This window comes from Cohnella sp. (assembly GCF_041640265.1).
Taxonomy (GTDB): Bacteria; Bacillota; Bacilli; order Paenibacillales; family Paenibacillaceae; genus Cohnella.
The window spans coordinates 85,909-111,882 of record NZ_JBEQAP010000013.1 but is presented as its reverse complement, the minus strand read 5'-3'; the positions used below and the strand labels follow the sequence as shown (position 1 = coordinate 111,882).

Below are 25,974 nucleotides of genomic sequence, written 5' to 3'. Positions count from 1 at the left end.
GGAAATACATACCGATCATGCAACTGTGGAGGGTTAACGGTGCTGCCGAAAATTAACCAAACGATGTACATACAAGCGAATACCGTATCCGAGAATACGGGAGGCTCAGCAATAATTCTGCGCTCTCGCGTGGCAGATATGGATAGTGGCAACATTTATATTGAAGTTCCGTTAGATGAGAAGAGTCGAAAGTACTATCGAACTCATCTCGGAGAGCAATTTCAGCTGTATTTCTTTACTTCAGAAGGGGTTAAGCTTCAATTCGCGAGTACGGTTACAGGCTTTCGTAAAGAGACAGTGACACTTGTCGCTGTTCGGAAGCCGCAGCTGGAGGAAATAACAAAGGATCAACGCCGAAGCTTCCTGCGGGTTGAAGCGAATTTGGAGCTCGCTGTGAAAGTTGGTGATAAGCTTCGGTTCGTAGCGATAACAGAAGATGTCGGTGGAGGAGGAATTTCGTTTACGTGTGAACGTAAATGGCCTATTGTTCCGAACCTTGTCATTACCTGTTGGTTATTACTAAGTTATAAAAGTGGGTCCGTCGCGCATTCAAAGTTTGAAGGAGAGGTTGTCCGAGTGCTGCCCATAGAGCCGGACAAGCACCTCATTATGATGCGCTTTCAGGACATTGCAGATTCCGATCAACAGAAAATAATTCGCTATTGCTTTGAGCGCCAATTGGACAATCGTAAAGTTTAACCCGAAGCGCATCAGGCACTACTCAGGAGGTCTATGATGGAACGAGACGATGATAACAGTACTAGACCGGATTTCACCGCTTGGTCTGATCGAGTAGAGAAAATTTTGAAAAGGGTCATTGTAATTCTCGTTATCTTTCTTTGCATTGCCCAACTTATTCTGCAATTTCCTTCTGCAAGACATTTGTTAACGACGACTGACAGCTCCGAAGGCGTTCCGTTTCATTATATCTCTCACTAGCTCCCATCGGTACAGTTTTTGCATCCCGGTGTGCCGTGTGGTATAATTTTGTTCATTCAAAGCAGGGTTCTCCTGCCTTATTTTTCTTCTGTCATCTTGTTGTTCTCATGTAGGAGGCCAGTTGTTGTCTCATGAATGTTCCCCATACAGCTCGAATAAACATCGCAATTGACGGGCCGGCAGGTGCGGGTAAGAGCACTGTTGCCCGCATGGTTGCCAGCTCGCTCCAATATATTTATGTGGATACGGGAGCTATGTATAGGGCAGTTACGTTTAAGGCCCTTGAAGCAGGCTTATCGACTGAAGATAATGAGCTAGTCGGACGCTTGGCTAAAGAATTAGACATTACACTGTTGCCAGGCACTGACGCTCAGCGCGTGCTTGTTAACGGAGAAGATGTCAGCTCAAGGCTTAGGACGCTGGATATTAATCGCAGCGTGTCCTATATCGCAAGACTCGAAACCGTTCGCTATCGTATGGCTGAGCTTCAACGTCAGATGGCTCTATCGAAAGGTGTCGTCATGGATGGCCGCGATATCGGAACACATGTCCTGCCGGATGCTGAACTGAAGATTTTCCTAACAGCGACGCCCAGGGAAAGAGCAACAAGACGTTATTTGGAATTAGGCCCCGATGCAGGCATTTCGTTGAATCAGCTAGAGCAAGAAATTAAAGAACGTGACCGTTTAGATGAAGAGCGTGAAATTGCTCCTCTCCTGCGCGCTCCTGACGCTCGTCTAATTGACTCTACCGGTCGAACGGTGGACGAAGTGGCGGAAGAAATCGTACAATGGGGAATTGCAGTTGCAAGAACCATTTTGGCGGAGGAGAAGTAAATTATGTTATACCTTTTTTGTAGGTTCATCGTACGCACTTTTTTTATTGTTTTGTATCGACTTGAAGCGAGAGGGATATCGAATATTCCACTCGAAGGACCAGTCATTCTATGCAGCAATCATAAGAGTCTACAAGATCCCATTACTTTAGGGGCTTGGGTGCCCCGTAAAGTTCATTATATGGCGAAAGCCGAGCTGTTCCGCATTCCTCTGTTCGGTCCATTGATCAAAGGAGTCGGAGCATTTCCCGTTAAACGTGGTGGGGTAAGCAAGGAAGCAATTAGAACGGCCATCACCTTATTGCAGAAAGGTCAAGTGATGGGTATTTTCCCGGAAGGCACCCGCAACGAATCTCTGGGTATGGGCAAACGCGGTGCTGTATCAATGGCAGTTCGCGCCAAGGCTTTTGTAGTTCCAGTTGCGCTCGTTGGCGATTATCGTCTATTCCGTAAGATGATAGCAGTCTATGGAGCACCAATTGATATGAGACCTTATGCTGAAGAAGGCACATCGGAGAGCATGGAAGCGGCTACTGAATTAATTATGTCGCGCATTCGCGAAATGCTTGAAACGGGTAAACCGGCATCCTAATAGATCGATGCATGTTTCGATAAGGAATCCCTCATACTAAAGGTATTATTTGGTTCTCGTCTTTTTGGGTAAATGAGATTTAGGCGCCGCTTGAAGCGGGTTTAAATAAAGTTGGGGTAGAATCGAGGAGGTATTTTCATGTCTGAAGAAGTCAACGTTCAGGAAACAGCAGCCGCTGAGCAGGTTACGCAGGACGCACTAGAAAATGTAGTGACCTTGAAAAAAGGCGACACCGTGAAAGGTACGGTAGTCAAAATCGAGGATAACCAAGCATACGTAAGCCTTGGATACAAATACGACGGAGTCATTCCGCTTCGCGAATTGTCTTCCGTGAACCTGGAGAACGCTTCTGAAGCCGTACAAATCGGTCAAGAGGTTGAAGCCAAGATTGTTAGTATCAACGATGCTAAGGAGTCGATGGTGCTTTCTAAGCGTCAAATCGACAGCCCTCGTGCGTGGGATGATCTGCAATCGAAATTCGAAAATGGCGATGCGTTTGAAGTGACCATTACCGACGTCGTTAAGGGCGGTCTTGTCGCTGACGTGGGAGTTCGCGGATTTATCCCGGCTTCTATGGTTGAACGTCATTTCGTTGAAGATTTCAGCTCTTACAAGGGTCGTACGCTAAAGGTTAAAGTGAAAGAAATCGATCGTGAGAACAATAAGGTCATTCTTTCTGCCAAAGACGTATTGGATGCTGAATATGAAGTTCAAAAGCAAGCGATCATGAGCAATCTTCAGCCTGGTCAAGTACTTGAAGGCACGATTCAACGTCTGACGCCGTTCGGCGCATTCGTAGATATCGGCGGAATTGATGGTCTCGTTCATGTATCGGAGATGGCATACACACATGTTGCTCATCCATCGGATGTTGTAGCCGAAGGTGAAAGCGTAAAGGTAAAGGTTCTGAAAATTGATCCTTCCTTGGGTAAAATCTCGTTAAGCATTAAGGCTGCTCAGCCTGGTCCTTGGGATTCTGCGGCAGGACAATTTGCAATTGGCGAAGTGGTTACCGGCGTTGTTAAACGTCTAGTAAGCTTCGGTGCATTCGTTGAAATCGCTCCCGGTGTAGAAGGACTGGTACACATTTCGCAAATCGCGCATCGACACATCGCAACTCCGTTCGAAGTGCTTAAAGAAGGTCAAGAGGTCAAAGCTAAGGTTCTTGACTTCAACCCGGCAGAGAAACGGATTTCTCTTTCCATTAAGGAAACAGAAGAGGCGCCTGCACGTCCCGAGCGCGAACAACGCGAACCTCGCGGTCCTCGAGCTCCTAGAGAAGAAACGAATCTTCCTCCTGCGGAGAGCATGAGCTTTAACCTAGGTGAGAAATTCGGTGACAAACTGAGTAAGTTTAAGTAATTATATAAAGCATTCGTCTAGCGGTCTCCACTATGGAGGCCGCTTTTTCACATTTATCCGACTCGGGGGCATGTTTACTATTCCTTCCGGCGCATACTAACCCTAAGGAGATTGGGGGGGGGGTACCGGTGTTAAGCGCTGTAATGCTGTGGATCTCCGCGACCGTACTTTGGTGGAGCGGCTGGAGGGAAGAAGCTGCGGAAGGAATCCCTCACTGGGCTGTCGGGGTATTCTTGGCGGGCTGGCCTTTCACTTTATTATGGGAAATGAAGTTAAGTTCAACCTTAACGGTGAATGGAGCATGGATTTGGACGTTGGCGGCATTTATTACCTTAGCATGGCGTATTCAACCGCTTCGAAGATGGACTGCCCTATCTGCGGGTGTGCTGCTAGGTTCTATTTATTTGTTGCTTGGCCGCCTTTCTTATTATCCTTTCGCATTATCGCATTTCTTATCGCCATGGGGATTGGCAATCGTTCTAGGGTGTTTATCTGCGCTATTGCTTCGGAATGCACCTGAACAATTGATTGCTGTTACAATCTCTCTCTTTCTGATTGATGGAATTACAGACGTAGTTCTGCTTCCTTCGGATATGATGGCTTTAGGTAAGTCTTCGGAGTGGGTGAAGGGTTGGTGGATCGCCGTTCTCTGCGCAAGATTATGGTCGGTTTCCATGACTTCAATTAAGAGCTTAACAACAAGGTGGGCGCTTAGAATGGGCTGGAGAAGAGGGGGACAGCGTTCATGATAGGGGATTGGCTCATTACCAATAAGGATCTTACAGGTGTAATTATGGGCACTGCTTTTGGAATGGCCGCTAGGTTATTGATGCTTCGAACCGATTATAGACAATATCCCGCTTATCCGCATGGAAAGATCATTCACTTAGCACTCGGATTAATCGCGGGTGCGTTGGGGGCAGTCGCAGTTCCCGCGCTATACAATAAAGACTATACGGCGATTACTTTTCTAGCGCTGGCAGCCCAACAATTTCGCGAGGTTCGCAATATGGAACGCAGCACGTTAACAGCTATTGATCATTTGGAGCTAGTTCCAAGAGGAGCTGCTTACATAGAGGGAATTGCTGTCGTGTTCGAAGGGCGAAATTATTTGGCCATATTGGCTGCGTTCCTGACTAGCTTGTCGGTCATGGTTGTAGGTTGGTGGGCAGGTTTATTGAGCGGCTTGCTGTCGTTGCTGGTTGTCCATAGGTTTATGAGAGGGAAGACGATTGCGCATATTGCGGATGTAAAAATGGTTCCTTTGAAGTTAGATGGTCCGAATTTATATGTCGGGGACGTCTATATGATGAACGTAGGCTTGGATGAGAATCGAATGATCATTCAAGATCAGGGTATTGGCTTTATTCTTACACCCAAAAATGATGATTCAAGAGTAACTATCGCCAATTTGGGACAACGGCAAGCGATTCTGCATGATATTTCGACAAGACTAGGCGTATATAGGGATGACGGCGATCCAGGCCTGCTGCCGCTTGGGAAGCTTGGTCTCAAAACCGGTAATCTGGGGCTTCTGGTTTTACCGCGGGAAAAAGACACGGATAAAGCGTATCAGGCTGTGATTAACGTTCCCTTACTCGAGGCGGCAGTCAGGATGCCAACTGAAGCTAATCGTAAAAGCACGGAGGGAAAACAGCGTGGCTAAAATTGTTGGAGTCGTTACGACGGATGAGAAAAGTATAGGCGGAGGGTCTCCGATTTTCTATACAAAAAATCGAGAGGACCTGCAGAAGGTTGCTCATCTTCTAGAGAAAGTGATGGATTGCGCGGCGCATGAGGTTAGTGAAGATCTATTCATCATAGTCGACCGCCACTAAATCGTTAGCCAAGCGCTAGGATTTTTGATATGATAAAAATTGTGATTGTTTTTTAGTCGAGGAGTGGGAAAAATATGGCACGTCCCGTTATCGCCATCGTAGGACGCCCTAATGTGGGCAAATCCACGATATTTAACCGGATTATTGGCGACCGGCTTGCTATTGTCGAAGATAAACCGGGGATTACCCGTGATCGGATCTACGGCATTGGTGAATGGATTGGAATATCTTTCAGCGTTATTGATACTGGAGGCATCGAACTCGAGGGAGAAGACAGCTTGCTTCGTTCTGTTCGAGCGCAAGCGGAGCTGGCCATCGAAGAAGCCGATGTAATCATATTCATGGTGGATGCGAAAGCTGGCGTGACGAACGCGGACGAAGAAGTAGCACAAATGCTTTTCCGTTCTAAGAAACCGATTGTGCTGGCGGTGAACAAGGTGGATAACCTTAACCGCATGGATGATATCTATGAGTTCTATTCACTTGGCTTCGGAGATCCTGTACCGCTCTCTGGTGCGCATGGAATGGGAATCGGTGATTTACTTGATGCCGCGGTTAAGAAGCTGCCTGAGACCGAGGAGCAAGAATATGATGATGATATTATCAAGGTTGCTCTGATCGGGCGCCCGAATGTGGGCAAATCATCGTTAGTGAATGCGATTCTCGGCGAGGAACGCGTTATCGTTAGTCCTATAGCGGGAACAACTCGCGATGCAATCGATACGCCGTTCGAGAAGGATGGACAGAAATACGTACTCATCGACACCGCTGGAATGAGGAAGCGGGGTAAAGTGTACGAAACAACTGAAAAATATAGCGTCATGCGTGCAATGAAGGCTATAGAACGCGCAGATGTCATACTCGTTGTCATTAATGGCGAAGAGGGTATTATTGATCAGGACAAGCATATAGCAGGTTATGCGCATGAGAATGGCAAAGCGGCTATTTTCGTTGTTAATAAATGGGATGTCGTGGAAAAGCATGACAAAACGATGCAGCATTTCACCAACACGATTCGCGATCATTTCCTGTTCATGTCATATGCTCCTGTGTTATTCCTGTCTGCTTTAACCAAGCACCGGGTAACTAAGCTGTTCCCGGTTGTTAACCGAGTAGCGGAGCAGCATGCACTGAGGGTCCCTACAAATGTACTTAACGATGTCATTTCCGACGCGGTTGCGATCACTCCGCCGCCTACCGATAAAGGGCGTAGACTTCGCATTAATTATGTCACTCAGGTAGCGGTTAAGCCGCCTACGATTCTCATTTTCGTCAACGACCCCGAATTGATGCATTTTTCCTATGAACGTTATCTGGAAAACAAAATTCGCGCGGCTTTCGAATTTGAAGGTACTCCTTTGCGTTTATTTACACGCAAGAAGTCGGACCAAGAATAGGGGAGTCAGGAGTGCTTAATTCAATCATTACGATCGTGATTAGTTATTTGTTAGGTTCAATTTCGTTTAGCATCCTATTTGCTCGCTGGTTGCGTAAAATCGATATTCGCGAGCACGGGAGCGGAAATGCCGGAGCGACGAACACTTTGCGAGTGCTTGGCAAAGGACCCGCAATTGCGGTGTTTTTGCTCGATATCGCTAAGGGTTCGGTTGCAGTGTGGCTGGGAAGCTGGATCGGAGGCGGCAGTGACTGGGTTCCCGTAGGATGCGGGCTCGCAGCGATTGCTGGACACAATTGGCCGATTTATTTCCGCTTTAAAGGCGGCAAAGGGATTGCAACAACGATAGGCGCATTAGCGGTTTGGGCGTTTGTCCCAACTCTAATAGCTGGCATTATTGCCATTATTGTTATCACATTAACTCGTTTTGTCTCGCTAGGCTCCATGATCTTCGCTATTGCACTCCCGTTTCTATTCTATTTATTCGGACTGGAAGCTGCCTACATTTGGGGTGCGTTGACGGTTGCTTTATTAGCTGTCGTTCGACATAAGCGAAACATAGTGAAGCTCATAAACGGTACCGAGAACAAGTTAGGCGGCAGTAAAAAGGGTGAGCCTCATGACGCATAAGAAGGTAACCGTCCTTGTCGCAGGCAGCTGGGGGACGGCTTTGGCGCGGGTATTAGCGGATAATGGGAATGCGGTTAAGCTTTGGACGCGCAATAACGCTCAGGCGGACCAGATCAACAAAGAACGCCGAAATGAGAAATTTCTTCCTGGAGCTGTATTGCCCGATGGAATTACGGCTACCACGGATATGGCCGAAGCCGTTTCCGAAGCGGAGGCTGTGGTTTTCGTTGCGCCATCCTCTGCAATGAGAGACGTTGCGCGTCAAGCTGCGTTATACATATCTAACGATGCATTAGTTATTCACGCCACTAAAGGTTTTGAAACGGACACTCTTAAACGGATGTCTACGGTTCTGGCAGAGGAGCTTAATCGTCCGGAGCAACACATTGTTGTCTTATCTGGTCCAAGCCACGCGGAGGAAGTCATCAATCGGCATCCGACAACCATTGTAGTGGCTTCGAAGGAGACTTCGTGCGCGGAGGCTGCACAGGATTTATTCATTAACGATGCTTATTTTCGTGTTTACACAAACCCCGATGTGATCGGAGTTGAAACAGCAGGAGCTATTAAGAATATTATAGCACTTGGTGCCGGATTATCCGATGGCCTTGGCTTTGGTGATAACGCCAAGGCAGCTTTGATTACGCGTGGTCTTGCTGAAATTGCTCGATTAGGTTCGGCTATGGGAGCTAATCCACTAACATTCGCCGGACTCGCCGGTGTTGGGGATTTGATCGTAACCTGCACTAGCCAGCATAGCCGTAACTGGCGAGCGGGCTCCATGCTTGCACAAGGTCTTCCTCTAACAGAGGTTCTAGAGCGCATGGGGATGGTTGTCGAAGGAGTAAGGACGACAAAAGCTGCTCATGTGCTGGCCGAACACTATGGCGTAGAAATGCCCATTACAGATCAACTCTACGCCGTTCTGTTCGAGGGGCTCTCCCCAGAAAAGGCAGTAGGTACCCTTATGGGTCGTGTACGCACGCACGAGATCGAAGAAATCGCTTCGGCTTCCCGCGATAAATGGCTGAACCATAATTCGGGAATGTAATTCGAACACTTTAATTGCCCTCCTCATAGGATGATTGCAAAGACCCGGAGGAGGGAAAGCATGGACAAGAATTTTCCCAAGGATATACTTGGCGCAGTCAACAAAAAAGCTGGAAAAAACATTTCCGAGAACTCCATCAAAAAAATAGCGAGTAATGTCACACCAAGTACGCTGCAAAACGAAGCGCAGATCAAGCAGCTGATTAAACAGGTGTCTGCGATGGCAAATGTACCGGTATCGGAAGATACTATGAAGGAAATCATCAGTGCCGTGAAGAAAAGCGGAATGAACCTGAACAATCTGGAGTCGTTGGTTAAGATGATGATTAAGAAGTGAAAAAGGAGGCTGCCCCTGAGTGATTTTGGGCAGCCTTGTAAGTTTAAACACTTAAATCGATTGTTGTTTTTTGTGTGATGTATCTCCTTCCGGTTGCAAGTGAGAAAAACCAAAATTTGGAATGACTCCTATTGGGAGATTCGCTTTTCTCAAAAAGCAAACGCTTCGCTCCTACAGGAGATACATTCACACCTTTTAGTATCGATTTTGTTAAGGACCAGGCCAAAAGATCAAAAAGGGGGATCTCCTTTTTTGTAGGTGAGAGAAATAAAATATCAGGCACGTCCGGCCATTTTTTGCGGAATCGACCAAGCGGCCACAGCGGCTAGAACAATCCATAATATATCAATGGCTTCGAACATGTCGCTAAAGCTGACCAAACCTTGCATATCCAAACCCATCTCATTCTCAAGTTGCTTAACCATAAGGTAATAAGCGATATATTTTCCTGCAATTACACCGAATAAACCGAAGATGACAGCGACAACTTGATGTGTCTGTTCAACATTGTTCTTGGCAATGTAAGCAACGGCTACCCCAACGAGGGCACCAATTCCCGATGCTAATATACCTAATTCATACTCGCCGTAAAACGAAATTAATGCCCATACAACCGCTCCAACCAAAGAAGCTGCAAACCCGCCGGCAATAATTTTACCAATTGATGTTTGCGTTTGCTGTTGTTCTACATTGGAGTTAGTTTCCAGTCCTTGGATTTCCAAAAGATCACCCATTCCTTTTTAGTAAATACCTTCCAAATTACATAGTTCTACATTTAAATACATTTTCCTTCATTATCTTACAAACTCGCCAGTTGATTTTGTCTTCTTCATCCCCAAATGGTATAATGTTATGCATTTGATAGCCGATAGGAGACGGAGGAATACATTAATGTACACGATGTTACAACTGTTCGCCGCGGCCAAGCTGGATGCGATGGACAAGATGTGGGTTTCCTTCATCGGTATTGGATTAATGGTATTAGCGGCACTAATAATTACATTTGCACGTAAAACAAAAGGTTGGATTCGCCTTGTTCTTACAATTGTCGCTATCGTTTTGCTTATTTACGGAATTGTGTGTGGAATGTTAGCCATTGTGTAACCTAAGACTACGGAGGACATGGGCTTGATTACTTTAACTGGAAGAACTCTCACAAAAACCGTACAGCCCCAAATGGGACTAAGCTTACTCGAGCACGCTATGCAGGCATCCATTGACTGGCAGTTCAATTGCTCAAGGGGAACCTGCGCGAAGTGTAGATGCAGCATTTTGCAAGGAGCGGAGCTGCTCGCAGAAGTAAGCGATGCTGAATGGGAGCGATTAGGCCCAGAAGAGCTGGATGCAGGCTATCGGCTTGGTTGTCAGGCAATCGTAGCAAAAGCTGGGGATATTAAAGCGATTAACCGGACTTATTTCTGATCACATGGAATGGAAGTGACCCGCATGCAAAGCGGTTTTCCAGCTTTGGCACTTGCACGCTTAGCGGAAACGCTGCAAAGCTGCAAAGCCCGATGGGTGTTAGGCGGCAGTACTGGTTTAGCCATAAGAGGGGCAAAGCTGGATCGTGCGCCACGAGACATAGATATCTATGCCGACAGGGATTCAGTGTATCCTATACACAATAAGCTTCGCCAATATGTTTTGGATGGGCCCGAAGACAATGAAACTGAGCGGTATCAGTCCATATTGTCCCATTATCGTTTGGGGGATACCATTGTAGAGCTAGTCGGGGGTTTTCGAGTGAATGCGTTGCAATCCAGCTATGTGACTGAGATTAACGATGTATTATACCCAAGCAGTGATTGGATTGACATTCAAGGTTATGTCGTTCCGATTGTACCTCTTGGTCACGAACTGATCTTTAATTTACTTCGTGAACGAACGGATCGAGCTCAAATAGCTGGCCAGCTCCTAGCGCGGGAACCGGGTAAGCAACTTGCTTTATTACACACTCTTTTACAGAGAAACCAATTGGCTGCGGACGTGTCGGACAAGGCACTAAGGCTGGCTCAGGCTGATTCCCACTTATTCCATGTTACTGAGGAGGAGCCGTCTTGACGACGCAACATCTTGTTACTTTCTTGCCTGAGAACCGCAGTGTTTCCGTAAGACCGGGTACGACGTTGCTGGATGCATCGCGTCGTGCACGCGTAAACATTCGCACAAGATGCGGCGGGGTAGCCGGTTGTTTGATGTGCAAGGTGAATGTAACCAAGGATCAAGGGAAATTCCTGCAGCCGCCGACGGAAGCTGAAGCGCGTAAGCTAGGGTCTTTGCTCGATGAGGGAGTACGACTCTCTTGCCAAGCAAGGACGCAAGGCAATGTTGCCGTATCCATTCCTGAGGATCCGTTAAAGGCGGCAATACGCAAAAAGCTGGCTGAGCAACAGGAAGAGGATGAGTGGTTCAGATAATGGGTGACCAGGGGGTTCAACTATGTTTTTGCGCAAGCTTTCTCGCGTTGCAAGTCTATTTTTGATGACCATAACTATGATATCGCTAACAGGCTGCTTATACCCGGATGACCAAACACCGGGCAGCCAGGTTTCAGCAAGAGAGTCTGTGTTAACGGTTCAGGATGCGGTAGATCGTTATTGGGAGCAGCAGGGACTTCTTCCCATTCAGAATGCCGAAGAGAACGTCCCCCTTTATGAGAAGTATAAGGTTGACTTCGGCAAGCTAAAACGTATGAGCTTCATCTCTCAAATTCCTTCGGCGGCATTCGAAAATGGCGGGTCTTATCAATTTCTAATCATCGACGAGGAAACGAAACCAATTGTGAAGCTTCTCGACTTAGTTGTATTCCAAGCTATTGCGGGCGTGCAAAAGAAGGTCGATCAATATAGAAGCGAACACTTGAACGAGAATCCATCGGGTGATGAGATTTATCCAGGCTTTTCTACCGTCGACTTCGGCAAGTTAGGAGCAAGCGAGCCTGATATTATTAGCGTATACTCTAAACATTCCTTAAATTTGTTAATAAATAACCAAGGACAAGTTCTTGTTGACTATGGTATCGATATCGCTGCCGCGGTCAAGAAGTCGGAAATTCAGCCGCAGCAAGGCGAAGATTTAAGAAGAGTGTTAATTGAGGCTTCTTATTTCGTTCCTGTACGTTCCCCCGTTTATCACTGGGTGAACGGTGAACCTAAGGCAGTTACAACTGAATAAAATATTAGAAGGGAGACATACGAGTCTCTCTTTTTTCATATGATCATGGGGGAAACAACAGGAGCGTCGGCGGGGGTACGTCGGCAGGGCAAACATTTTGTACGGGCAGCGTCATAAATAAGACGTTCGCACATACAATGTTAGCAGTCCAAGTTCGTGTACGAGTTCCGCCCTTCTGGCGGGTCACGAAGGTTTCGCGATTACGATGGGAGGGAATCTCAGTGGAAAAAGTGGACATTTTCAAGGATATCGCCGAACGCACCGGCGGTGATATCTACCTCGGGGTCGTGGGTGCCGTCCGTACGGGCAAATCGACCTTTATCAAACGGTTTATGGAAACCGTAGTATTACCTAATATCGCGCTTGAGGCGGATCGTGTACGTGCGATCGATGAGCTGCCGCAAAGCGCAGCGGGCCGTACGATCATGACCACAGAACCGAAGTTTGTGCCCAATAATGCGGTACAGCTTAAAGTAGCAGAAGGTTTGGAAGTGAATGTCAGGCTTGTAGATTGCGTTGGATATACCGTTGAAGGAGCGAAGGGCTTCGAAGACGAAGGCGGACCGCGCATGATTACTACGCCTTGGTTCGAGGAGCCGATTCCATTCCAAGAGGCGGCGGAGATTGGTACCCGTAAAGTCATTCAAGAGCATTCCACACTGGGTGTGGTTGTGACGACGGACGGTACGATCTCGGAAATTCCGCGGAGCGCTTACATCGATGCAGAGGAACGGGTCGTAAACGAGTTAAAGGAAGTCGGCAAGCCATTCGTATTAATCGTCAACTCCGCCCGGCCCAAAGGTGAAGAAGCCCAAGCGCTTCGTGGTGAGCTGGCCGCTAAATATGATATCCCTGTTATGGCTGTGAGCGCTGCGACGATGGGGGAAGAAGAAGTCATGGGCGTGCTGAGGGAAGTGCTCTATGAATTCCCTGTGCATGAAGTGAACGTCAACCTTCCAAGCTGGGTCATGGTACTTAGTGAAGGGCATTGGCTCCGAGCGAGCTACGAGAATTCAGTTCGCGAGACAGTCAAAGACATACGTCGTCTGCGTGATGTGGAGCGGGTCGTTGCTCAGTTTATGGAATACGATTTTGTTGCGCGAGCTGGTCTCAGCGGCATGAATATGGGTCAAGGCGTCGCTGAAATTGATTTGTATGCTCCGGATGAGCTTTACGATAAAATCCTCATGGAAGTTGTAGGGACTGAAATTCGCGGCAAAGACCATCTGCTTCAGCTTATGCAGGAATTTTCTCATGCCAAGAGGGAATACGATCGCTTCGCTGAAGCGCTTGAAATGGTGAAGACAACCGGTTACGGCATTGCGGCTCCATCCCTTGCCGAGATGGTACTTGATGAGCCTGAGCTGATCCGCCAGGGGTCTCGATTTGGTGTTAGGCTCAAGGCGACAGCTCCTTCCATTCACATGATTCGTGTTGACGTGGAGTCCGAATTCGCGCCGATCATCGGAACGGAGAAGCAGAGCGAAGAGCTCGTTCGTTATCTGATGCAGGATTTCGAGAAGGACCCCATCAAGATTTGGGAATCGGACATCTTCGGCCGCTCCTTGCATTCCATTGTCCGAGAAGGTATTCAAGGCAAGATCGCCATGATGCCGGATAACGCCCGTTACAAGCTTCAAGAAACTCTGGGTCGCATTATTAACGAAGGCTCAGGGGGCTTAATCGCTATTATCTTATAAGGTCATTGGGTAGGGCGACCTCAAAGGTATATTAATTTAATAATTGTCGGAAAACAGATGAGCGGTGATCTTCTCCGCTCATCTGTTTTCCGTTTAAACCTTCTCCGTTTCAGGAGGGATTTAAGACGTTTGCATGCACTGTGACTTTTAGTCTAAATAATGAACATATTGCCGAAATGATTGTTATTGCTATACTTATCGCCTACAATGATGGGTGAATTGTGTAAGTAAACACTAAAAAAGCTAGAATATATCCTTTATTGAAATAAAACCGATTGACATAGTCGGAATTAGTCATTATAGTAATTTTATCAATTATATATAGATAGACTTGGGAGGCAAAAAAGAATGTCAAAAAAATTAACTAGCGTATGGCTCGCACTAACAGTAGTTCTAGTATTGGTGCTTGCTGCCTGCGGCAACAAAGAGAACAACAATGCAAGCGGCTCTCCTGCAGCTCTTGAATCTCCAACTGCATCCGCAGCAGCATCAGCAGAACCGGAAGCTAATGCAGCCATCGAATCACTTAAAGGCAAGAAGATTGCACTCGTTATGCGATTCAACACAGGTACATTCTCCGCTCAGTACGTTGATGGAGTTAAGAAACAGGTTGCCAAATATGGCGGTACTGTAACAGTACTTGCTTCCGATAATGATCTGGGTAAGCTTGCAGCTAACTTGGATTCAGCCGTTACTCAGAAATTCGATGGAATCCTAATCGATCATGGTGATGCAGCTGCTCTAACGAATGGTGTTAACAATGCAATAGCAGCTGGAATTCCAATTGTTGCTTTCGATTCTGGCCTGAACGCATTTGAAGGTGTGACTAACCTTGCTCAGAACGATCAACAGCTTGCTGAATTCACGCTTGAGAAGCTTGCTGAAGAAGCAGGCGGCAAAGGAAACATCGTTAAGATATGGGTTGCTGGTTTCCCTCCTATGGAGAGCCGTCAAGTTTCATATAAAGCTTTCCTAGAGAAGTATCCGGATATTAAAGAAATCGCTGCTTTCGGTGACGCAAGCAATCCGCAGCTTGATACTCAAAACAAGCTGGAAGCTATTTTGAAGCAGAATCCGAACAAAGGCGACATCACGGCTGTATGGGCATCATGGGACGAATTCGCTAAAGGCGCTGCTAATGCAATCAAGCAAGCGGGTCGCGATGAAATCAAGCTATACGGCATCGATCTGAGCGATGAGGATTTGAAGATGATTCAAGATCCGACCAGCCCATGGGTTGCTTCGGCAGCGGTAGATCCTACGAGCATCGGTACAGTTCAAGTAAGGTATTTGTATCAAAAGCTGAATGGCGATACTACAGACCCTGTTGTACAGCTTGAGCCGGTATTCGTTCACCGCGACGCTCTTCCGAAAGACAAGGTCATCACGACAGCTGAGCTTTCCCAGTATGTTGAAGGATGGGGCAACAGCGAGCTAGGTAACACGGAATACTTGAAAGAGCTTGAAGTTTCGGTAGGCGCGAAATAAAATAGAGCAAAGCAGACCAGTAAGTTACGGCGCGGATATTAACCGCGCCGTTTCCTGCTGTCATATACAAATTACCATATTGCAGAACAGGGAAAGGGGAACGCTGGGTAGTGACTCGGTCAACAAAATTTGAAGAGTTAACGATGCGAAATGTCTCAAAGGCATTCGCTGGTGTGCCGGCTCTTACGAATGTCGACTTGCATGTGCGCGGTGGAGAAATTCACGCTTTGCTGGGAGCTAACGGGGCTGGAAAAAGCACATTGATGAAAATCTTGTCAGGGGCTTATGAAGCGGATGTAGGCATGATCGCGATTACCGGCAACTCCTTTTCTCTAAAAACTCCCGCAGATGCCAAAGCTGCAGGAATCCACTGCGTATATCAAGAAGTCGATACTTCTCTCGTTCCTCATCTCAGCGTCTCTGAGAACATATTTCTTGATCGGCTGGCTACCTCCAAAGGTGAAGCTTTACTGCGGTGGAGCAAACTTCATCAGGAAGCGGAAACGGTACTGAAGAAATTAGGTTTGTCGATCTCTCCTCGTGCTCTTGTTCGGGATTTGGCTTTATCGGAGAAGCAGCTTGTACTTATAGCTAGACTACTTGCCCAAGAGGCGAAATTTGTCATTCTAGACGAACCGACGGCTCCCCTTAGCTTGGAAGAGGCAGACAAGTTATTCGGAATTATGAAGGGTCTCAAGGAGGCCGGAATAGGAGTTATCTTCATCACACACCGTCTTCCTGAAGTGTTCCAGGTTGCCGATCGAATTACGATCATGAGAGATGGGCAAAGGGTTGTAACCGAGAGCACGGAGAAGATGGATGCTGCAAGCGTTGTGCAGGCAATGCTTGGCAAGAGCTTCGAGGAGGAGTTTCCTAAGCTGCCTGCTGCTATAGGAGAGTCTATAATGACTGTCCATGGCTTAGTGGCTGGAAGCCGAGTTCGAGGGGTTGACCTTGAGCTAAGGCGGGGAGAGATTGTCGCTGTTGTGGGTCTCGTTGGCGCTGGAAAAACAGAGCTTTCTCGTGTGCTTTTTGGAGCAGATGCTTTTCAAGATGGAACAGTAACTGTAAAGGGTCGATCCGTGAGGTTTAAAACACCTTCAGATGCTGTTCAAGCAGGCATAGCGCTTATTCCCGAGGAACGGCGCAAGGAAGGCATTCTTGTGAGGGAATCGGTCCTTCATAACTTAAGCTTGCCTCTCTTGAGATCGATTAGCAGGCTTGGATTTCTGTCCGGTGGAGCCGAACGGGGCTATGCCAAAAGCAAAGTATCAGAGCTAGGAATCAAAACGACTGCCGTCACTCAATTGACCGCTTATCTAAGTGGAGGAAATCAACAAAAAGTAGCGATCGGCAAATGGCTTGGAACAGATGCGGATGTATTTCTCTTCGATGAACCTACTAAAGGTGTCGATGTTGGTGCCAAAAGTGATATCTTCCGGATTATCGGAAGGCTCGCGCAGCAAGGGAAGGGAATCCTCTACCTCACCTGCGAATTTGCGGAGGCTCTTGGCCTTGCTGACCGCATTCTAGTCATGTGCGATGGTGTTATCGTGAAATCATTTGCCCGCGGAGAAGCGACTCAAGAGGATTTGCTGTATTACGCTAGTGCAGGCCGGGAGGAACTCGTGTGAAAAATCTTTTACTGCCCTTTACATTTAAATACGGCGCGCTCGTTTTTATTGGTCTAGTCGTGCTGTTCTTTTCATTCCAGAGCGAATATTTCTTCACCTATAGTAACTTAACAGACATTCTGCGTTCGATTTCAATCGTAACCTTCGTTGCAATCGGCCTTACCATCTCTTTAACTATAGACGGTTTCGATCTATCTGTCGGTGCAACAGTTTCCTTGTCTACCGTGTTAACCGCCACCTTGATGGTATGGTACGAAATGCCCTTAATTGTTGTTCTTATTATACCGCTCGTTGCAGGTGCGCTTATTGGTCTGCTCAATGCGTTATTAATTGTTAAGGTCCGCATTCCGGATCTCCTAGCAACCTTAGCGGTAATGTACATTGTGAACGGGATTCACAAGACCTACACCAAAGGTTATTCGATTTATAATAATATGCCTTTACAAGACGGTTCTACAGCCCCTGGCGTGATGAACAAGGATTTTCTATGGATCGGGCAGGGTAAGCTATTCGGAGTTCCATTTCCCGTGATCCTCATGTTGTTGGCTGTTATCGCCGTGCATGTCTTCTTCAATTACACACGCTGGGGCCGTCAATTAATTATGACCGGGGGTAACGAGGAGGCTGCTCGTCTGTCCGGTCTGCGAGTTAAACGCGTTCGGACTCTTGCTTATGTCGCATCGGGTGTATTTGCGTCAATTGGAGGTATTCTGTTCGCATCGCGAATTGGATCCGGTCAAATCGATGCGGGTGCACCTATGCTAATGGAATCTGTAGCTGCAGTATTTGTAGGCTATTCCGTATTTGCTGCTGGACGACCTAATATTATCGGTACCTTCTTCGGTGCCGTACTTATGGGGGTGCTCGTGAATGGACTGACGATGATGAATGTACAGTATTATACGACGGACATTATCAAAGGCTCTGTTCTTGTTCTGGCGCTCGCCGTTACCTTTATTCACTTAAACCGTCGAAAAACATAGCTTACTGCCTATTATCTTGTAAATTATCGCGCCACGCTTGAAACTTCGCGCCTGCGGGGTGTATAATTTCTGTTGAAACGGATAAACAGATAACATGCCATCGTAATGCCTAGGGAGGTGAATGCTATGAACAAAACCGAATTGATAACCAAAGTGGCTGAACTGTCCGACTTGTCCAAGAAGGATGCAACGCAAGCGGTTGACGCTGTTTTTGACGTAATCTCTGAAGCGCTGCAAAACGGGGACAAAGTGCAATTAGTAGGATTTGGTAACTTCGAGGTGCGTGAACGTTCTGCACGTAAAGGACGTAACCCGCAAACCGGTGTTGAAATTGAAATTCCGGCCGGGAAAATCCCCGCATTCAAGCCGGGTAAAGCGCTTAAAGAAGGAATTAAATAATCGTAATTTGCATTGGTTTTGGCTACATAGACCACTTTCCAATTTTGTATTTTTAAAAATTGAGAGAGTGGTTTTTTAATGTTTTTTTATGAAAATAGGTGTAAGTTGCTACGGATTAGTAGACTGTGCTATAATCATTTCGAAATTTTCGTCGGGACGTGGCGCAGCCCGGTAGCGCGCACCCTTGGGGTGGGTGAGGTCGAGAGTTCGAATCTCTCCGTTCCGACCACTGCGTAACCTTTTTCCATACTGATATCTCCTAATTAAGTAAGCTAAGCGTGGGCTTTGATGATGAATTGAACTAGGGAGGTTCTGTGAATATGGATGCAAGCAATCAAGAATATATTGTTATTAAGGCCAAGGACAATGGTGTACAGGTCATCGGATTAACTCGCGGACAGGATACAAAATTTCATCATACGGAGAAGCTCGATAAGGGCGAAGTACTTATCGTACAATTTACGGACCACACTTCCGCGATGAAAATCAGAGGAAAAGCGACGGTAGTTACGAAGTATGGGACTGTCGATACGGATGCCTAAGCAGTAAGCTGAATATACCTTGAAGAGTGCAGGCATAGCCTGCCCTTTTTGTTTGTACAATGGGTAGGGAGGAACCTCTTAAGAAAGGGGATATTTCCATGCCCATTACTTATTTAAGACAGTGGAGCTTAATGCTGCTAGCTGCTATTCTTGCCGTTGTGCTGCTGGGACAGCTTCCTTTCGTGGATCAAGGGCTGAAGCAGCGTCGCTATGCCGCCGCAGTCTTTCAGCCTGTTAAAACAAAGGTGCTGACGGATGATAATCTGGTGGATGTGATGGCTAATCTCCCAATACAGGTTGAGCTTATGAAGGTAGGCTGGGATCATTCTATTCTTACCGTAGACCTCCTCGCTACGCAGCCCGATAAAGTGTGGAAGGATATGGAGCAGCTCATTTTGTTTTCTTATTCAGAGGTACATAATGTCAGGCAAGTATTGATACGGGTATTCAAGAACAGGGGAGAGGATCGTGTGCTGTTGATGGCCGCCGAAACTCGTAAAAGCGAATGGACCGAGAAGGCACTGGAGGAATTACGGCCGTCCGTCTTCTTGATTGACCCTGAATTCACCTCCAAGATACGGTTAACGATAACTCCGTCGGGTAGACGTTGGATCACAAATTTTGCAAATTGATGAACAAAGTTCACGGCTTATGCGAGCCTAACTCGGATATGTTATAATAAATGAAATATAACCCTCTGTTGTTAAGGGGCCCTGGCAGCATGTTCGGAGGCGGAAGAATGACTAGAATACGAATAACGCAATTAGCGAGCAAATATTTGAATCACGACATGATTAGCCTGCATACGGAGTTACCGGAGTTTCCTGAGGGCAGGATTTCTTTGTTATACACCGTTTTGAGTCATCAGCCTAACGCAGCTTCTCAGAAGGAGCTATTGACTCTTGTCACATCACTCGTGCAGATGGGCCTTGACACCCATGACCTTGTAGATAATGAAACAGGCAACGAGAAAAGCGGAATGATCGCTATGCGGGCACAGCAATTAAAGGTTCTAGCGGGTGATTACTTTAGCAGCCGATTCTATAATCTGTTATCGCAAGCCGGACAAATTGACACGATCCGGCGCATGAGCGAAGCGGTTTGTGAAATCAACCGGATTAAAATGAACTTATATGCCAAGATGAAGCAAATGAAATTGAACGCAGAAGAATATCTCCATTACGGTGCGGAGCTCAAGTCTGGGCTTTTCCTATCTTTTACGGGGTTTATGAGCGGACTATATGAGCGGTTATGGCCAGAGGTTGTAGAGCGCTTCAGCCGTTGCGAAGTATTGCTGCATGAGCTTAATAAAGTGCAAAGCTTATCCTCTTTGAACGACAGCTGGGGAGTGTGGCATATTCTTCAGGAAGGCACGGAGGAGGATCGCCGCGCTTTAGCGGAGCGACACGAGGACCATGGCTTCATTCAAACCATGTTAGACAAGTATGATATTGCGGAGAAGCTGGGTGTTCTACTGGGTCAATCAACGGGACAGCTGCAAATGCTGCTTCAACGGTTGCAATCGGACAAGTTGCTGCGCGAGCTGCAGCCTTTGATTGAACCCTTTCTCCAGGCAAATGGACCTGGACGGGCAACTGCACTAAAGGAGCTGGGATAAAACGACATGATGGACGCTGAATCCAAACAAAAACACGTTCATGCGGTGTTTGAGAGCATCGCTCCTAAATACGATATGATGAACGATATACTTAGCTTTAGACGGCACAAGGCTTGGCGTCGGTTCACCATGCGCAAGATGAATGTTCAACCGGGACAGTCCTCGCTGGATCTATGCTGCGGCACTTGTGATTGGACCATTGCATTGGCAAGAGCAAGCGGTAATGGCAAAACCGTCGGGCTCGACTTTAGCCGTAATATGCTGAACATTGGACAAGCCAAGGTCGACAAGCTTGGCTTGAATGGTCAAATCACTCTTATCCAAGGCAATGCGATGGAGCTGCCGTTCGAGGATAACTCCTTTGATTTTATAACGATAGGATTCGGGCTTCGCAACGTTCCTGATATCGATAAAGTCATTAAAGAAATGAAGAGAGTCGTTAAACCGGGCGGCAAAATCGTTTGTTTAGAGCTATCCAAGCCCACTTGGCAGCCTTTTAAGGGCATTTATTATTTTTATTTCGAGAAGCTGTTGCCGCTTATGGCTAAATGGTTTGTCAAACGTTACGAGCAATACCGCTGGCTGCCGGAGTCATTAGCGGCTTTCCCGGATTTACAGGCCCTTGCAGAGCATTTCCGCGTGATTGGAATGCGTAACGTTAAAGCCTATCCTCTGACGGGCGGCATTGCGGCGCTGCATATCGGCACAAAGGGGAATGAAGTTATATGATTTCCAAGCTTCGTATTTTTTTGGAAATGATCAAATTTGAACATACGTTATTTGCCCTTCCGTTTGCCTTCGTAGGTGCGATCCTTGGAGCCGTCACAATGGAGAAACGTCTGCCGGACTGGAGCGAATGCGGATGGATCCTTCTTGCGATGGTTGGCGCTCGAACTGCGGCAATGGGACTTAATCGCGTTATTGACAAGGCGATTGATAAGCGCAATCCGCGCACGGCCATGCGTGCGATCCCTGCAGGTCTGTTAAAGTCCAAGGACGTCTTGATATTCATTGTCGTTTCTCTTGTATTATTGTTCTGGGCAGCCTCACAGCTCAATAGCTTGTCTGTGAAACTGCTGCCTTTGGCGGTGTTTTTTCTTGTTTTCTATTCATACACCAAACGTTTTACTTGGACTTGCCATATCGTTCTTGGATTAACGATCGGACTGGCACCGCTAGGCGGATGGGTTGCTGTGACGGGAAGCGTGACTTGGACCTCTATTATCCTTTATTTAACTGTTGCCTTGTGGACGGCCGGATTTGACATTATCTATGCCTGCCAGGATGTGGAGTTCGACCGCAAGGAAGGACTTCACTCCATTCCAGCTAGGTTCGGTATCTCTCGCGCATTAGGAATTGCACGTGCGTTACATGCACTTACGGCTGCCGGTTTTGCGTTATTACTCGTTCTAACTGATTTAAGCTGGTGGTATTTTGCCGGTACAATCGTTGCAGCAGCTCTTTTATTTTATGAACATCGACTGGTTAAACCTAATGACTTGAGCAAGCTTAACGCTGCTTTTTTTACCATGAACGGTGTGCTGAGCGCGGTTATCTTCGTATTCACGTTCATTGATCTAGTGGTGGTGAGAACGTGGTAAAAGCTGGTGAAAACGGTCAGGAAGCCGCTAATGCGTCAAGATGGGTTGTAGGGATCACCGGAGCCAGCGGGGCCATATATGGAGTAACTTTATGTCAACAGCTTCTAGCTGCCGGCTGTCATCTGCATATGGTCATTTCCGATGCGGGTTGGCGCGTGCTAAAAGAAGAATTAGATTGGGATGCCTCGCATCGGTTGGATTGTCTAAACAAGGCGTTCGAGTCTGCGTTGACTGATGGGCGTATCACTTACCATCCCTTGAACGACATTGGAGCAAGTATTGCCAGCGGATCCTTTCGTTGTGAAGGCATGGTTATCATGCCATGCTCTATGGGCTCTTTATCGAATATCGCCAATGGTGCCTCAACAAATTTGCTTACCCGTGCTGCGGATGTCATGCTTAAGGAAGGGCGTCCTTTGCTGCTCGTACCTAGGGAGACCCCCCTTCATGCCATACATCTCGAAAATATGCTGAAGCTTGCACGAATGGGTGTCAAAATCATTCCAGCAATGCCGGCTTTCTACAATGGCCCTCAAACGATACAGGATATTGTGTTTTTCTTGGTAGGTAAAGTAATGGACAGCATGGGTATTACACACAATCTATATAAAAGATGGGGACCATCCAATGGATAATCGTCTTGCGCGTCCGATTTCAATCGGGAAAATTCAATATACGAATGCTTGGCCTGTCTTTCATCATTTCGATCCTGCAGCCTTGCCTTATAAGATTGAAGTACACTCGGATATGCCTGCAACTCTCAATCGCAAGCTTAGAGCAGGCGAAATCGATATGGCGGCAATCTCTTCTTACGCTTACGGTTTATCTTCGGACTCCTATTATTTACTCCCGAATTTGTCGGTCAGCTCCTTTGGTCGGGTACAGTCTATCCTGTTGTTTCTGAAATCTCCTCTTGAGAAGGTTATTCACGGGAGAATTGCTCTTACAACAACCTCTGCTACCTCCGTTAATTTGCTGAAGATCATCATAGAGAAATTTTATGGAGGAAAACCATCCTATGAGGACGCAGAGCCTGCTCTGGAAAAAATGCTGGAAAACGCAGATGCAGCTTTGTTGATCGGTGACCATGCTATTAAAGCTTCCTGGTTAAATCATGGTTATAAAGTATTGGACTTGGGGGAAGTGTGGAACTTATGGACAGGTCATTGGATGACTTATGCCTTGTGGGCTGTACACAAAGAAACGGCACATCGTTACCCAGAAGCCATATGGAGTATTTATGAAGGACTGCTAGAGGGAAAAGAGCGATCTTCTCGTCAGCTTGAGCCGATCGTTTCCATGGCTCTTCGGCAAATCGGCGGTACTGCTGACTATTGGTCTATTTATTTCAAGAATTTATGTCATGATTTCGGCCCTAAGCAAAAAGCTGGCTTACAGCTATACTTTCAATATGCGCGCGAGCTGGGCTTAATGGCAGAAGAGGTTAATCTCTCTGAATTGCCTTGCTCACGTGTCGCCGACAACCTACCAAACCACAGGTGAACCTATGAAATTGATGCAGCTCTATGCTTCTATGAAATCCGATCTGCAAGCGATCGAAGACCAAATGGCTCAAACCGTAACTTCAGACCTTCCAATCCTGAGTGAAACCTCATTGCACTTACTGAAGGCTGGAGGAAAGCGGATTAGACCTGTATTTGTGCTGCTTGCGGGTAAGTTCGGAACCTACTCCACGGAAACGCTTAAACGTGTTGCCGTTCCATTGGAATTGATACATATGGCTACCTTGGTCCATGACGATGTAATTGATGATGCACAGACACGCCGCGGACAGTTAACCGTAAAGTCGAAATGGGATAACCGGATCGCAATGTTCACGGGCGACTATATTTACGCGAAAGCTCTAACGGTCATTACAGAGCTGGATAAGCCGCGTATCCATCAAATTCTATCCGGTGCGATTGTCCAAATGTGCATTGGAGAAATGGAGCAAATTCGCGATTTCTTTAATGTTGAGCAGAGTGTCCGCAATTATTTGCGCCGGATCAGGAGGAAGACAGCGTTGCTCATCGCGATTAGCTGTCAGCTTGGGGCAATGGCGGCGGATGCGCCTCCTAAGGTTTGTCATGCCTTGTATCGGTTCGGGTATAACGTAGGGATGGCCTTCCAAATCACGGATGATCTGCTTGATTTGTGCGGGACAGAGAAAGCGATCGGCAAGCCTCCGGGTAGTGATTTGCGTCAAGGAAACATTACGTTGCCCGTTTTGTTCGCTCTACAAGAGGAGAACATGCGAGAAAAGCTGCTTGCGGAAATCGAACTGATCAAGAACGCCGATGGCCCCATTACCTCAGTTGCGGCAGTTAAGATAGTACGGTCAAGCGCTGGGATCAAAGTTGCAGAGGAAATAGCGGACAGATACATTGCAAAAGCATTAAAAGCATTGGAAGCTATCCCCGATATCCCAGCCAGACGAAATTTAGCGGATATTGCCCGTTTTGTAGCAAAGCGAAGTTATTAAATTTTCTTTTTTATGGTAAGATAAGGTTTACTATTGTTACTGAAAGGAGAGATTTTATGGAAAAAACATACTTAATGATTAAACCTGATGGTGTACAGCGGGGTTTGATCGGTGAAATCGTCGGTCGCTTTGAACGCAAGGGGCTGAAGCTGATCGGAGCTAAGCTTATGAATGTCACTGAAGAGCTGGCTGAACGCCATTATGCAGAGCACAAGGGCAAAGATTTCTATGAACCTCTCCTAAACTTTATAACCTCTGGTCCTGTATTCGCAATGGTGTGGGAAGGCGATCAAGCAGTTGGCTTATGCCGCGCCCTAATCGGCAAAACGAACGCTTTGGAAGCAGCACCAGGTACGATCCGCAGCGACTTCGCGATACATACAAGATTCAATTTGATTCACGGCTCGGATTCTCAAGACAGCGCCGAGCGCGAGATCGGAATCTTCTTCTCCGAAGAAGAACTGGTTTCTTACGATATGCCTATGCAAGCGTGGATATAATACTGTAATTTCAAGGGAGAGAGCAAGTCCTCATGGGAGACAGAGTGACTAATCCGGGTATGAATGCGAATGTTTCCGAAGACGAGGATTTCGCTAGATTTATCGCCAACATCAAGCGCTCAACCTCCATTGATTTGTCCCAGTACAAAGAAAACCAGATGCGGCGTCGATTGACCACCTTACGAATGAAGTATGGATATACTACGTTTACTCAGTATTTCACGGCTTTATCGGGCGATGCTAAGCTGCGCAACGAATTTTTGGACAGGATGACCATCAACGTCTCGGAATTCTGGCGCAATCCGAACCGTTGGCAGTTGCTCAAGGATAAATTTCTCCCCCAGATGATCAAAGAATCTTCATCCCGTCTCCAGATCTGGAGTGCGGCATGCTCTACCGGAGAAGAGCCTTATACACTCGGAATGATACTGGACAAGCTAGAAGTTCTGGACAGTACGATGCTGCTGGCAACAGATATCGACGATGGGGTTCTAAGTAAAGCAAAGGAAGGTGTGTACTTAGAACGCTCCTTACGAGAAGTGCCTGATTATTTTAAAACCAAATATTTCTCACCGGCCGATGGTGCCTTCAAAGTTTCCGATCGCTTGAAGAAATCGGTTAAATTTCAAAAGCAGAATCTTCTCTTGGACAACTTCGGCGACAATTACGATTTAATTGTTTGCCGTAATGTTATGATCTATTTCACGGAAGAGGCCAAGCATTTGTTGTATGGCAAGTTCTCCAAAGCGCTTAAATCCGGAGGTTTGCTGTTCGTTGGCAGCACCGAGCAAATTTTTTCGCCCGGACAATACGGATTGGAAGCCGCAGACACTTTTTTTTACCGGAAGATGATTTAAACGTATGTTAAATAGGC

Annotated in this window: 33 protein-coding genes and 1 tRNA gene; 33 read left to right on the top strand and 1 reads right to left on the bottom strand. The window is 46.8% G+C overall.

Features of this window, described 5'->3' with window-relative positions; all coding sequences use genetic code 11:
- Window positions 1–39: 39 nt before the first annotated feature.
- The 12 genes from ACESLK_RS12310 (at window position 40) to ACESLK_RS12255 (ending at window position 8,979) form a co-directional block, all read left to right on the top strand.
- Window positions 40–699, top strand: a complete 660-nt coding sequence (locus ACESLK_RS12310) for a flagellar brake protein (protein WP_373229751.1) — start codon at window positions 40–42, stop codon at window positions 697–699.
- 36 nt (window positions 700–735) lie between these two features.
- Window positions 736–939, top strand: coding sequence for a DUF5359 family protein (locus tag ACESLK_RS12305; protein WP_373229750.1), 204 nt, complete (start codon window positions 736–738; stop codon window positions 937–939).
- A 131-nt stretch (window positions 940–1,070) separates the two neighbouring features.
- The gene (gene cmk, locus ACESLK_RS12300; RefSeq protein ID WP_373229749.1) at window positions 1,071–1,775 is read left to right on the top strand and encodes a (d)CMP kinase; all 705 of its coding nucleotides are present in this window, start codon (window positions 1,071–1,073) and stop codon (window positions 1,773–1,775) included.
- 3 nt (window positions 1,776–1,778) lie between these two features.
- On the top strand, window positions 1,779–2,366 hold the full coding sequence (locus tag ACESLK_RS12295) for a lysophospholipid acyltransferase family protein (protein WP_373229748.1): 588 nt from the start codon (window positions 1,779–1,781) through the stop codon (window positions 2,364–2,366).
- A gap of 138 nt (window positions 2,367–2,504) precedes the next feature.
- The gene (gene rpsA / locus ACESLK_RS12290) at window positions 2,505–3,728 is read left to right on the top strand and encodes a 30S ribosomal protein S1 (RefSeq protein WP_373229747.1); all 1,224 of its coding nucleotides are present in this window, start codon (window positions 2,505–2,507) and stop codon (window positions 3,726–3,728) included.
- Between the two features lie 128 nt (window positions 3,729–3,856).
- Window positions 3,857–4,477, top strand: coding sequence for a hypothetical protein (locus ACESLK_RS12285; RefSeq protein WP_373229746.1), 621 nt, complete (start codon window positions 3,857–3,859; stop codon window positions 4,475–4,477).
- Window positions 4,474–5,394 carry a YIEGIA family protein gene (locus tag ACESLK_RS12280; protein ID WP_373229745.1) on the top strand — a complete coding sequence of 307 codons (921 nt, stop codon included), beginning with the start codon at window positions 4,474–4,476 and terminating at the stop codon, window positions 5,392–5,394. Before ACESLK_RS12285 ends, ACESLK_RS12280 begins: the two co-directional genes overlap by 4 nt.
- Window positions 5,387–5,566: a capping complex subunit for YIEGIA gene (locus ACESLK_RS12275; RefSeq protein ID WP_373229744.1), complete on the top strand. Its 180-nt coding sequence runs from the start codon at window positions 5,387–5,389 to the stop codon at window positions 5,564–5,566. The genes ACESLK_RS12280 and ACESLK_RS12275 overlap by 8 nt, the downstream gene beginning before the upstream one ends.
- Before the next feature lie 74 nt (window positions 5,567–5,640).
- Window positions 5,641–6,963: a ribosome biogenesis GTPase Der gene (gene der, locus ACESLK_RS12270; protein ID WP_373229743.1), complete on the top strand. Its 1,323-nt coding sequence runs from the start codon at window positions 5,641–5,643 to the stop codon at window positions 6,961–6,963.
- Window positions 6,964–6,974: 11 nt separating this feature from the next.
- Window positions 6,975–7,592 (top strand): glycerol-3-phosphate 1-O-acyltransferase PlsY, encoded by a 618-nt coding sequence (gene plsY / locus ACESLK_RS12265; protein WP_373229742.1) that lies wholly within the window; start codon window positions 6,975–6,977, stop codon window positions 7,590–7,592.
- On the top strand, window positions 7,582–8,643 hold the full coding sequence (locus tag ACESLK_RS12260; RefSeq protein WP_373229741.1) for an NAD(P)H-dependent glycerol-3-phosphate dehydrogenase: 1,062 nt from the start codon (window positions 7,582–7,584) through the stop codon (window positions 8,641–8,643). Before plsY ends, ACESLK_RS12260 begins: the two co-directional genes overlap by 11 nt.
- A 60-nt stretch (window positions 8,644–8,703) precedes the next feature.
- The gene (locus ACESLK_RS12255) at window positions 8,704–8,979 is read left to right on the top strand and encodes a stage VI sporulation protein F (protein WP_373229740.1); all 276 of its coding nucleotides are present in this window, start codon (window positions 8,704–8,706) and stop codon (window positions 8,977–8,979) included.
- Window positions 8,980–9,254: 275 nt separating this feature from the next.
- Here the strand turns inward: ACESLK_RS12255 and ACESLK_RS12250 are convergent, their stop codons facing one another.
- Window positions 9,255–9,713 carry a hypothetical protein gene (locus ACESLK_RS12250; RefSeq protein ID WP_373229739.1) on the bottom strand — a complete coding sequence of 153 codons (459 nt, stop codon included), beginning with the start codon at window positions 9,711–9,713 and terminating at the stop codon, window positions 9,255–9,257.
- A gap of 157 nt (window positions 9,714–9,870) precedes the next feature.
- Between ACESLK_RS12250 and ACESLK_RS12245 the strand changes: the two genes are divergently transcribed.
- The 21 genes from ACESLK_RS12245 (at window position 9,871) to ACESLK_RS12145 (ending at window position 25,957) form a co-directional block, all read left to right on the top strand.
- A complete protein-coding gene (locus ACESLK_RS12245) occupies window positions 9,871–10,083 on the top strand; it encodes a DUF2768 family protein (protein WP_373229738.1) in 213 nt (70 codons plus the stop codon).
- Window positions 10,084–10,107: 24 nt separating this feature from the next.
- Complete coding sequence (locus ACESLK_RS12240; protein ID WP_373229737.1) at window positions 10,108–10,401, top strand: 2Fe-2S iron-sulfur cluster-binding protein; 294 nt, start codon at window positions 10,108–10,110, stop codon at window positions 10,399–10,401.
- Window positions 10,402–10,425: 24 nt separating this feature from the next.
- Complete coding sequence (locus tag ACESLK_RS12235) at window positions 10,426–11,040, top strand: nucleotidyltransferase domain-containing protein (RefSeq protein ID WP_373229736.1); 615 nt, start codon at window positions 10,426–10,428, stop codon at window positions 11,038–11,040.
- Window positions 11,037–11,396 carry a 2Fe-2S iron-sulfur cluster-binding protein gene (locus ACESLK_RS12230; protein WP_373229735.1) on the top strand — a complete coding sequence of 120 codons (360 nt, stop codon included), beginning with the start codon at window positions 11,037–11,039 and terminating at the stop codon, window positions 11,394–11,396. Before ACESLK_RS12235 ends, ACESLK_RS12230 begins: the two co-directional genes overlap by 4 nt.
- A gap of 22 nt (window positions 11,397–11,418) precedes the next feature.
- Window positions 11,419–12,153 carry a hypothetical protein gene (locus ACESLK_RS12225; protein WP_373229734.1) on the top strand — a complete coding sequence of 245 codons (735 nt, stop codon included), beginning with the start codon at window positions 11,419–11,421 and terminating at the stop codon, window positions 12,151–12,153.
- Window positions 12,154–12,374: 221 nt separating this feature from the next.
- Entirely contained in the window at window positions 12,375–13,853 is a 1,479-nt protein-coding gene (gene spoIVA, locus ACESLK_RS12220; protein WP_373229733.1) for a stage IV sporulation protein A, read from the top strand.
- 348 nt (window positions 13,854–14,201) lie between these two features.
- Window positions 14,202–15,341, top strand: coding sequence for a sugar ABC transporter substrate-binding protein (locus ACESLK_RS12215; protein ID WP_373229731.1), 1,140 nt, complete (start codon window positions 14,202–14,204; stop codon window positions 15,339–15,341).
- A 143-nt stretch (window positions 15,342–15,484) separates the two neighbouring features.
- Entirely contained in the window at window positions 15,485–16,975 is a 1,491-nt protein-coding gene (locus tag ACESLK_RS12210; protein ID WP_373229767.1) for a sugar ABC transporter ATP-binding protein, read from the top strand.
- Window positions 16,972–17,958, top strand: a complete 987-nt coding sequence (locus tag ACESLK_RS12205; protein WP_373229730.1) for an ABC transporter permease — start codon at window positions 16,972–16,974, stop codon at window positions 17,956–17,958. Before ACESLK_RS12210 ends, ACESLK_RS12205 begins: the two co-directional genes overlap by 4 nt.
- 105 nt (window positions 17,959–18,063) lie before the next feature.
- On the top strand, window positions 18,064–18,357 hold the full coding sequence (locus tag ACESLK_RS12200) for an HU family DNA-binding protein (protein ID WP_483862617.1): 294 nt from the start codon (window positions 18,064–18,066) through the stop codon (window positions 18,355–18,357).
- A gap of 152 nt (window positions 18,358–18,509) precedes the next feature.
- Window positions 18,510–18,586: transfer RNA gene (locus ACESLK_RS12195), tRNA-Pro, on the top strand.
- 91 nt (window positions 18,587–18,677) lie between these two features.
- Window positions 18,678–18,899 (top strand): trp RNA-binding attenuation protein MtrB, encoded by a 222-nt coding sequence (mtrB, locus tag ACESLK_RS12190; RefSeq protein WP_373229728.1) that lies wholly within the window; start codon window positions 18,678–18,680, stop codon window positions 18,897–18,899.
- Between the two features lie 98 nt (window positions 18,900–18,997).
- On the top strand, window positions 18,998–19,531 hold the full coding sequence (locus ACESLK_RS12185) for a hypothetical protein (protein WP_373229727.1): 534 nt from the start codon (window positions 18,998–19,000) through the stop codon (window positions 19,529–19,531).
- 107 nt (window positions 19,532–19,638) lie between these two features.
- On the top strand, window positions 19,639–20,517 hold the full coding sequence (locus ACESLK_RS12180; protein WP_373229726.1) for a heptaprenyl diphosphate synthase component 1: 879 nt from the start codon (window positions 19,639–19,641) through the stop codon (window positions 20,515–20,517).
- Window positions 20,518–20,523: 6 nt separating this feature from the next.
- Entirely contained in the window at window positions 20,524–21,246 is a 723-nt protein-coding gene (locus ACESLK_RS12175; RefSeq protein ID WP_373229725.1) for a demethylmenaquinone methyltransferase, read from the top strand.
- On the top strand, window positions 21,243–22,118 hold the full coding sequence (locus ACESLK_RS12170) for a UbiA-like polyprenyltransferase (RefSeq protein WP_373229724.1): 876 nt from the start codon (window positions 21,243–21,245) through the stop codon (window positions 22,116–22,118). Before ACESLK_RS12175 ends, ACESLK_RS12170 begins: the two co-directional genes overlap by 4 nt.
- Window positions 22,112–22,753 carry a UbiX family flavin prenyltransferase gene (locus ACESLK_RS12165; protein WP_373229723.1) on the top strand — a complete coding sequence of 214 codons (642 nt, stop codon included), beginning with the start codon at window positions 22,112–22,114 and terminating at the stop codon, window positions 22,751–22,753. The genes ACESLK_RS12170 and ACESLK_RS12165 overlap by 7 nt, the downstream gene beginning before the upstream one ends.
- Entirely contained in the window at window positions 22,746–23,621 is an 876-nt protein-coding gene (locus ACESLK_RS12160) for a menaquinone biosynthetic enzyme MqnA/MqnD family protein (RefSeq protein WP_373229722.1), read from the top strand. The genes ACESLK_RS12165 and ACESLK_RS12160 overlap by 8 nt, the downstream gene beginning before the upstream one ends.
- Before the next feature lie 4 nt (window positions 23,622–23,625).
- Window positions 23,626–24,600, top strand: coding sequence for a polyprenyl synthetase family protein (locus ACESLK_RS12155; RefSeq protein ID WP_373229721.1), 975 nt, complete (start codon window positions 23,626–23,628; stop codon window positions 24,598–24,600).
- Window positions 24,601–24,656: 56 nt separating this feature from the next.
- On the top strand, window positions 24,657–25,100 hold the full coding sequence (gene ndk / locus ACESLK_RS12150; RefSeq protein WP_373229720.1) for a nucleoside-diphosphate kinase: 444 nt from the start codon (window positions 24,657–24,659) through the stop codon (window positions 25,098–25,100).
- 32 nt (window positions 25,101–25,132) lie between these two features.
- Window positions 25,133–25,957 carry a CheR family methyltransferase gene (locus tag ACESLK_RS12145; protein ID WP_373229719.1) on the top strand — a complete coding sequence of 275 codons (825 nt, stop codon included), beginning with the start codon at window positions 25,133–25,135 and terminating at the stop codon, window positions 25,955–25,957.
- Window positions 25,958–25,974 lie beyond the last annotated feature (17 nt).

Excerpts from the sequence above, each read along its gene's own strand:
- mtrB (WP_373229728.1), top strand. The coding sequence starts at position 18,678 with ATGGATGCAAGCAATCAAGAATATATTGTTATTAAGGCCAAGGACAAT.
- ndk (WP_373229720.1), top strand. The coding sequence starts at position 24,657 with ATGGAAAAAACATACTTAATGATTAAACCTGATGGTGTACAGCGGGGT.
- ACESLK_RS12185 (WP_373229727.1), top strand. The coding sequence starts at position 18,998 with ATGCCCATTACTTATTTAAGACAGTGGAGCTTAATGCTGCTAGCTGCT.
- ACESLK_RS12180 (WP_373229726.1), top strand. The coding sequence starts at position 19,639 with ATGACTAGAATACGAATAACGCAATTAGCGAGCAAATATTTGAATCAC.
- ACESLK_RS12235 (WP_373229736.1), top strand. The coding sequence starts at position 10,426 with ATGCAAAGCGGTTTTCCAGCTTTGGCACTTGCACGCTTAGCGGAAACG.
- ACESLK_RS12225 (WP_373229734.1), top strand. The coding sequence starts at position 11,419 with ATGTTTTTGCGCAAGCTTTCTCGCGTTGCAAGTCTATTTTTGATGACC.
- ACESLK_RS12175 (WP_373229725.1), top strand. The coding sequence starts at position 20,524 with ATGATGGACGCTGAATCCAAACAAAAACACGTTCATGCGGTGTTTGAG.
- ACESLK_RS12305 (WP_373229750.1), top strand. The coding sequence starts at position 736 with ATGGAACGAGACGATGATAACAGTACTAGACCGGATTTCACCGCTTGG.
- ACESLK_RS12255 (WP_373229740.1), top strand. The coding sequence starts at position 8,704 with ATGGACAAGAATTTTCCCAAGGATATACTTGGCGCAGTCAACAAAAAA.
- ACESLK_RS12295 (WP_373229748.1), top strand. The coding sequence starts at position 1,779 with ATGTTATACCTTTTTTGTAGGTTCATCGTACGCACTTTTTTTATTGTT.
- ACESLK_RS12160 (WP_373229722.1), top strand. The coding sequence starts at position 22,746 with ATGGATAATCGTCTTGCGCGTCCGATTTCAATCGGGAAAATTCAATAT.
- rpsA (WP_373229747.1), top strand. The coding sequence starts at position 2,505 with ATGTCTGAAGAAGTCAACGTTCAGGAAACAGCAGCCGCTGAGCAGGTT.
- ACESLK_RS12260 (WP_373229741.1), top strand. The coding sequence starts at position 7,582 with ATGACGCATAAGAAGGTAACCGTCCTTGTCGCAGGCAGCTGGGGGACG.
- ACESLK_RS12280 (WP_373229745.1), top strand. The coding sequence starts at position 4,474 with ATGATAGGGGATTGGCTCATTACCAATAAGGATCTTACAGGTGTAATT.
- ACESLK_RS12145 (WP_373229719.1), top strand. The coding sequence starts at position 25,133 with ATGGGAGACAGAGTGACTAATCCGGGTATGAATGCGAATGTTTCCGAA.
- der (WP_373229743.1), top strand. The coding sequence starts at position 5,641 with ATGGCACGTCCCGTTATCGCCATCGTAGGACGCCCTAATGTGGGCAAA.
- ACESLK_RS12210 (WP_373229767.1), top strand. The coding sequence starts at position 15,485 with ATGCGAAATGTCTCAAAGGCATTCGCTGGTGTGCCGGCTCTTACGAAT.
- ACESLK_RS12245 (WP_373229738.1), top strand. The coding sequence starts at position 9,871 with ATGTACACGATGTTACAACTGTTCGCCGCGGCCAAGCTGGATGCGATG.
- ACESLK_RS12170 (WP_373229724.1), top strand. The coding sequence starts at position 21,243 with ATGATTTCCAAGCTTCGTATTTTTTTGGAAATGATCAAATTTGAACAT.
- ACESLK_RS12215 (WP_373229731.1), top strand. The coding sequence starts at position 14,202 with ATGTCAAAAAAATTAACTAGCGTATGGCTCGCACTAACAGTAGTTCTA.
- ACESLK_RS12250 (WP_373229739.1), bottom strand. The coding sequence starts at position 9,713 with ATGGGTGATCTTTTGGAAATCCAAGGACTGGAAACTAACTCCAATGTA.
- ACESLK_RS12200 (WP_483862617.1), top strand. The coding sequence starts at position 18,064 with ATGCCTAGGGAGGTGAATGCTATGAACAAAACCGAATTGATAACCAAA.
- cmk (WP_373229749.1), top strand. The coding sequence starts at position 1,071 with ATGAATGTTCCCCATACAGCTCGAATAAACATCGCAATTGACGGGCCG.
- ACESLK_RS12155 (WP_373229721.1), top strand. The coding sequence starts at position 23,626 with ATGAAATTGATGCAGCTCTATGCTTCTATGAAATCCGATCTGCAAGCG.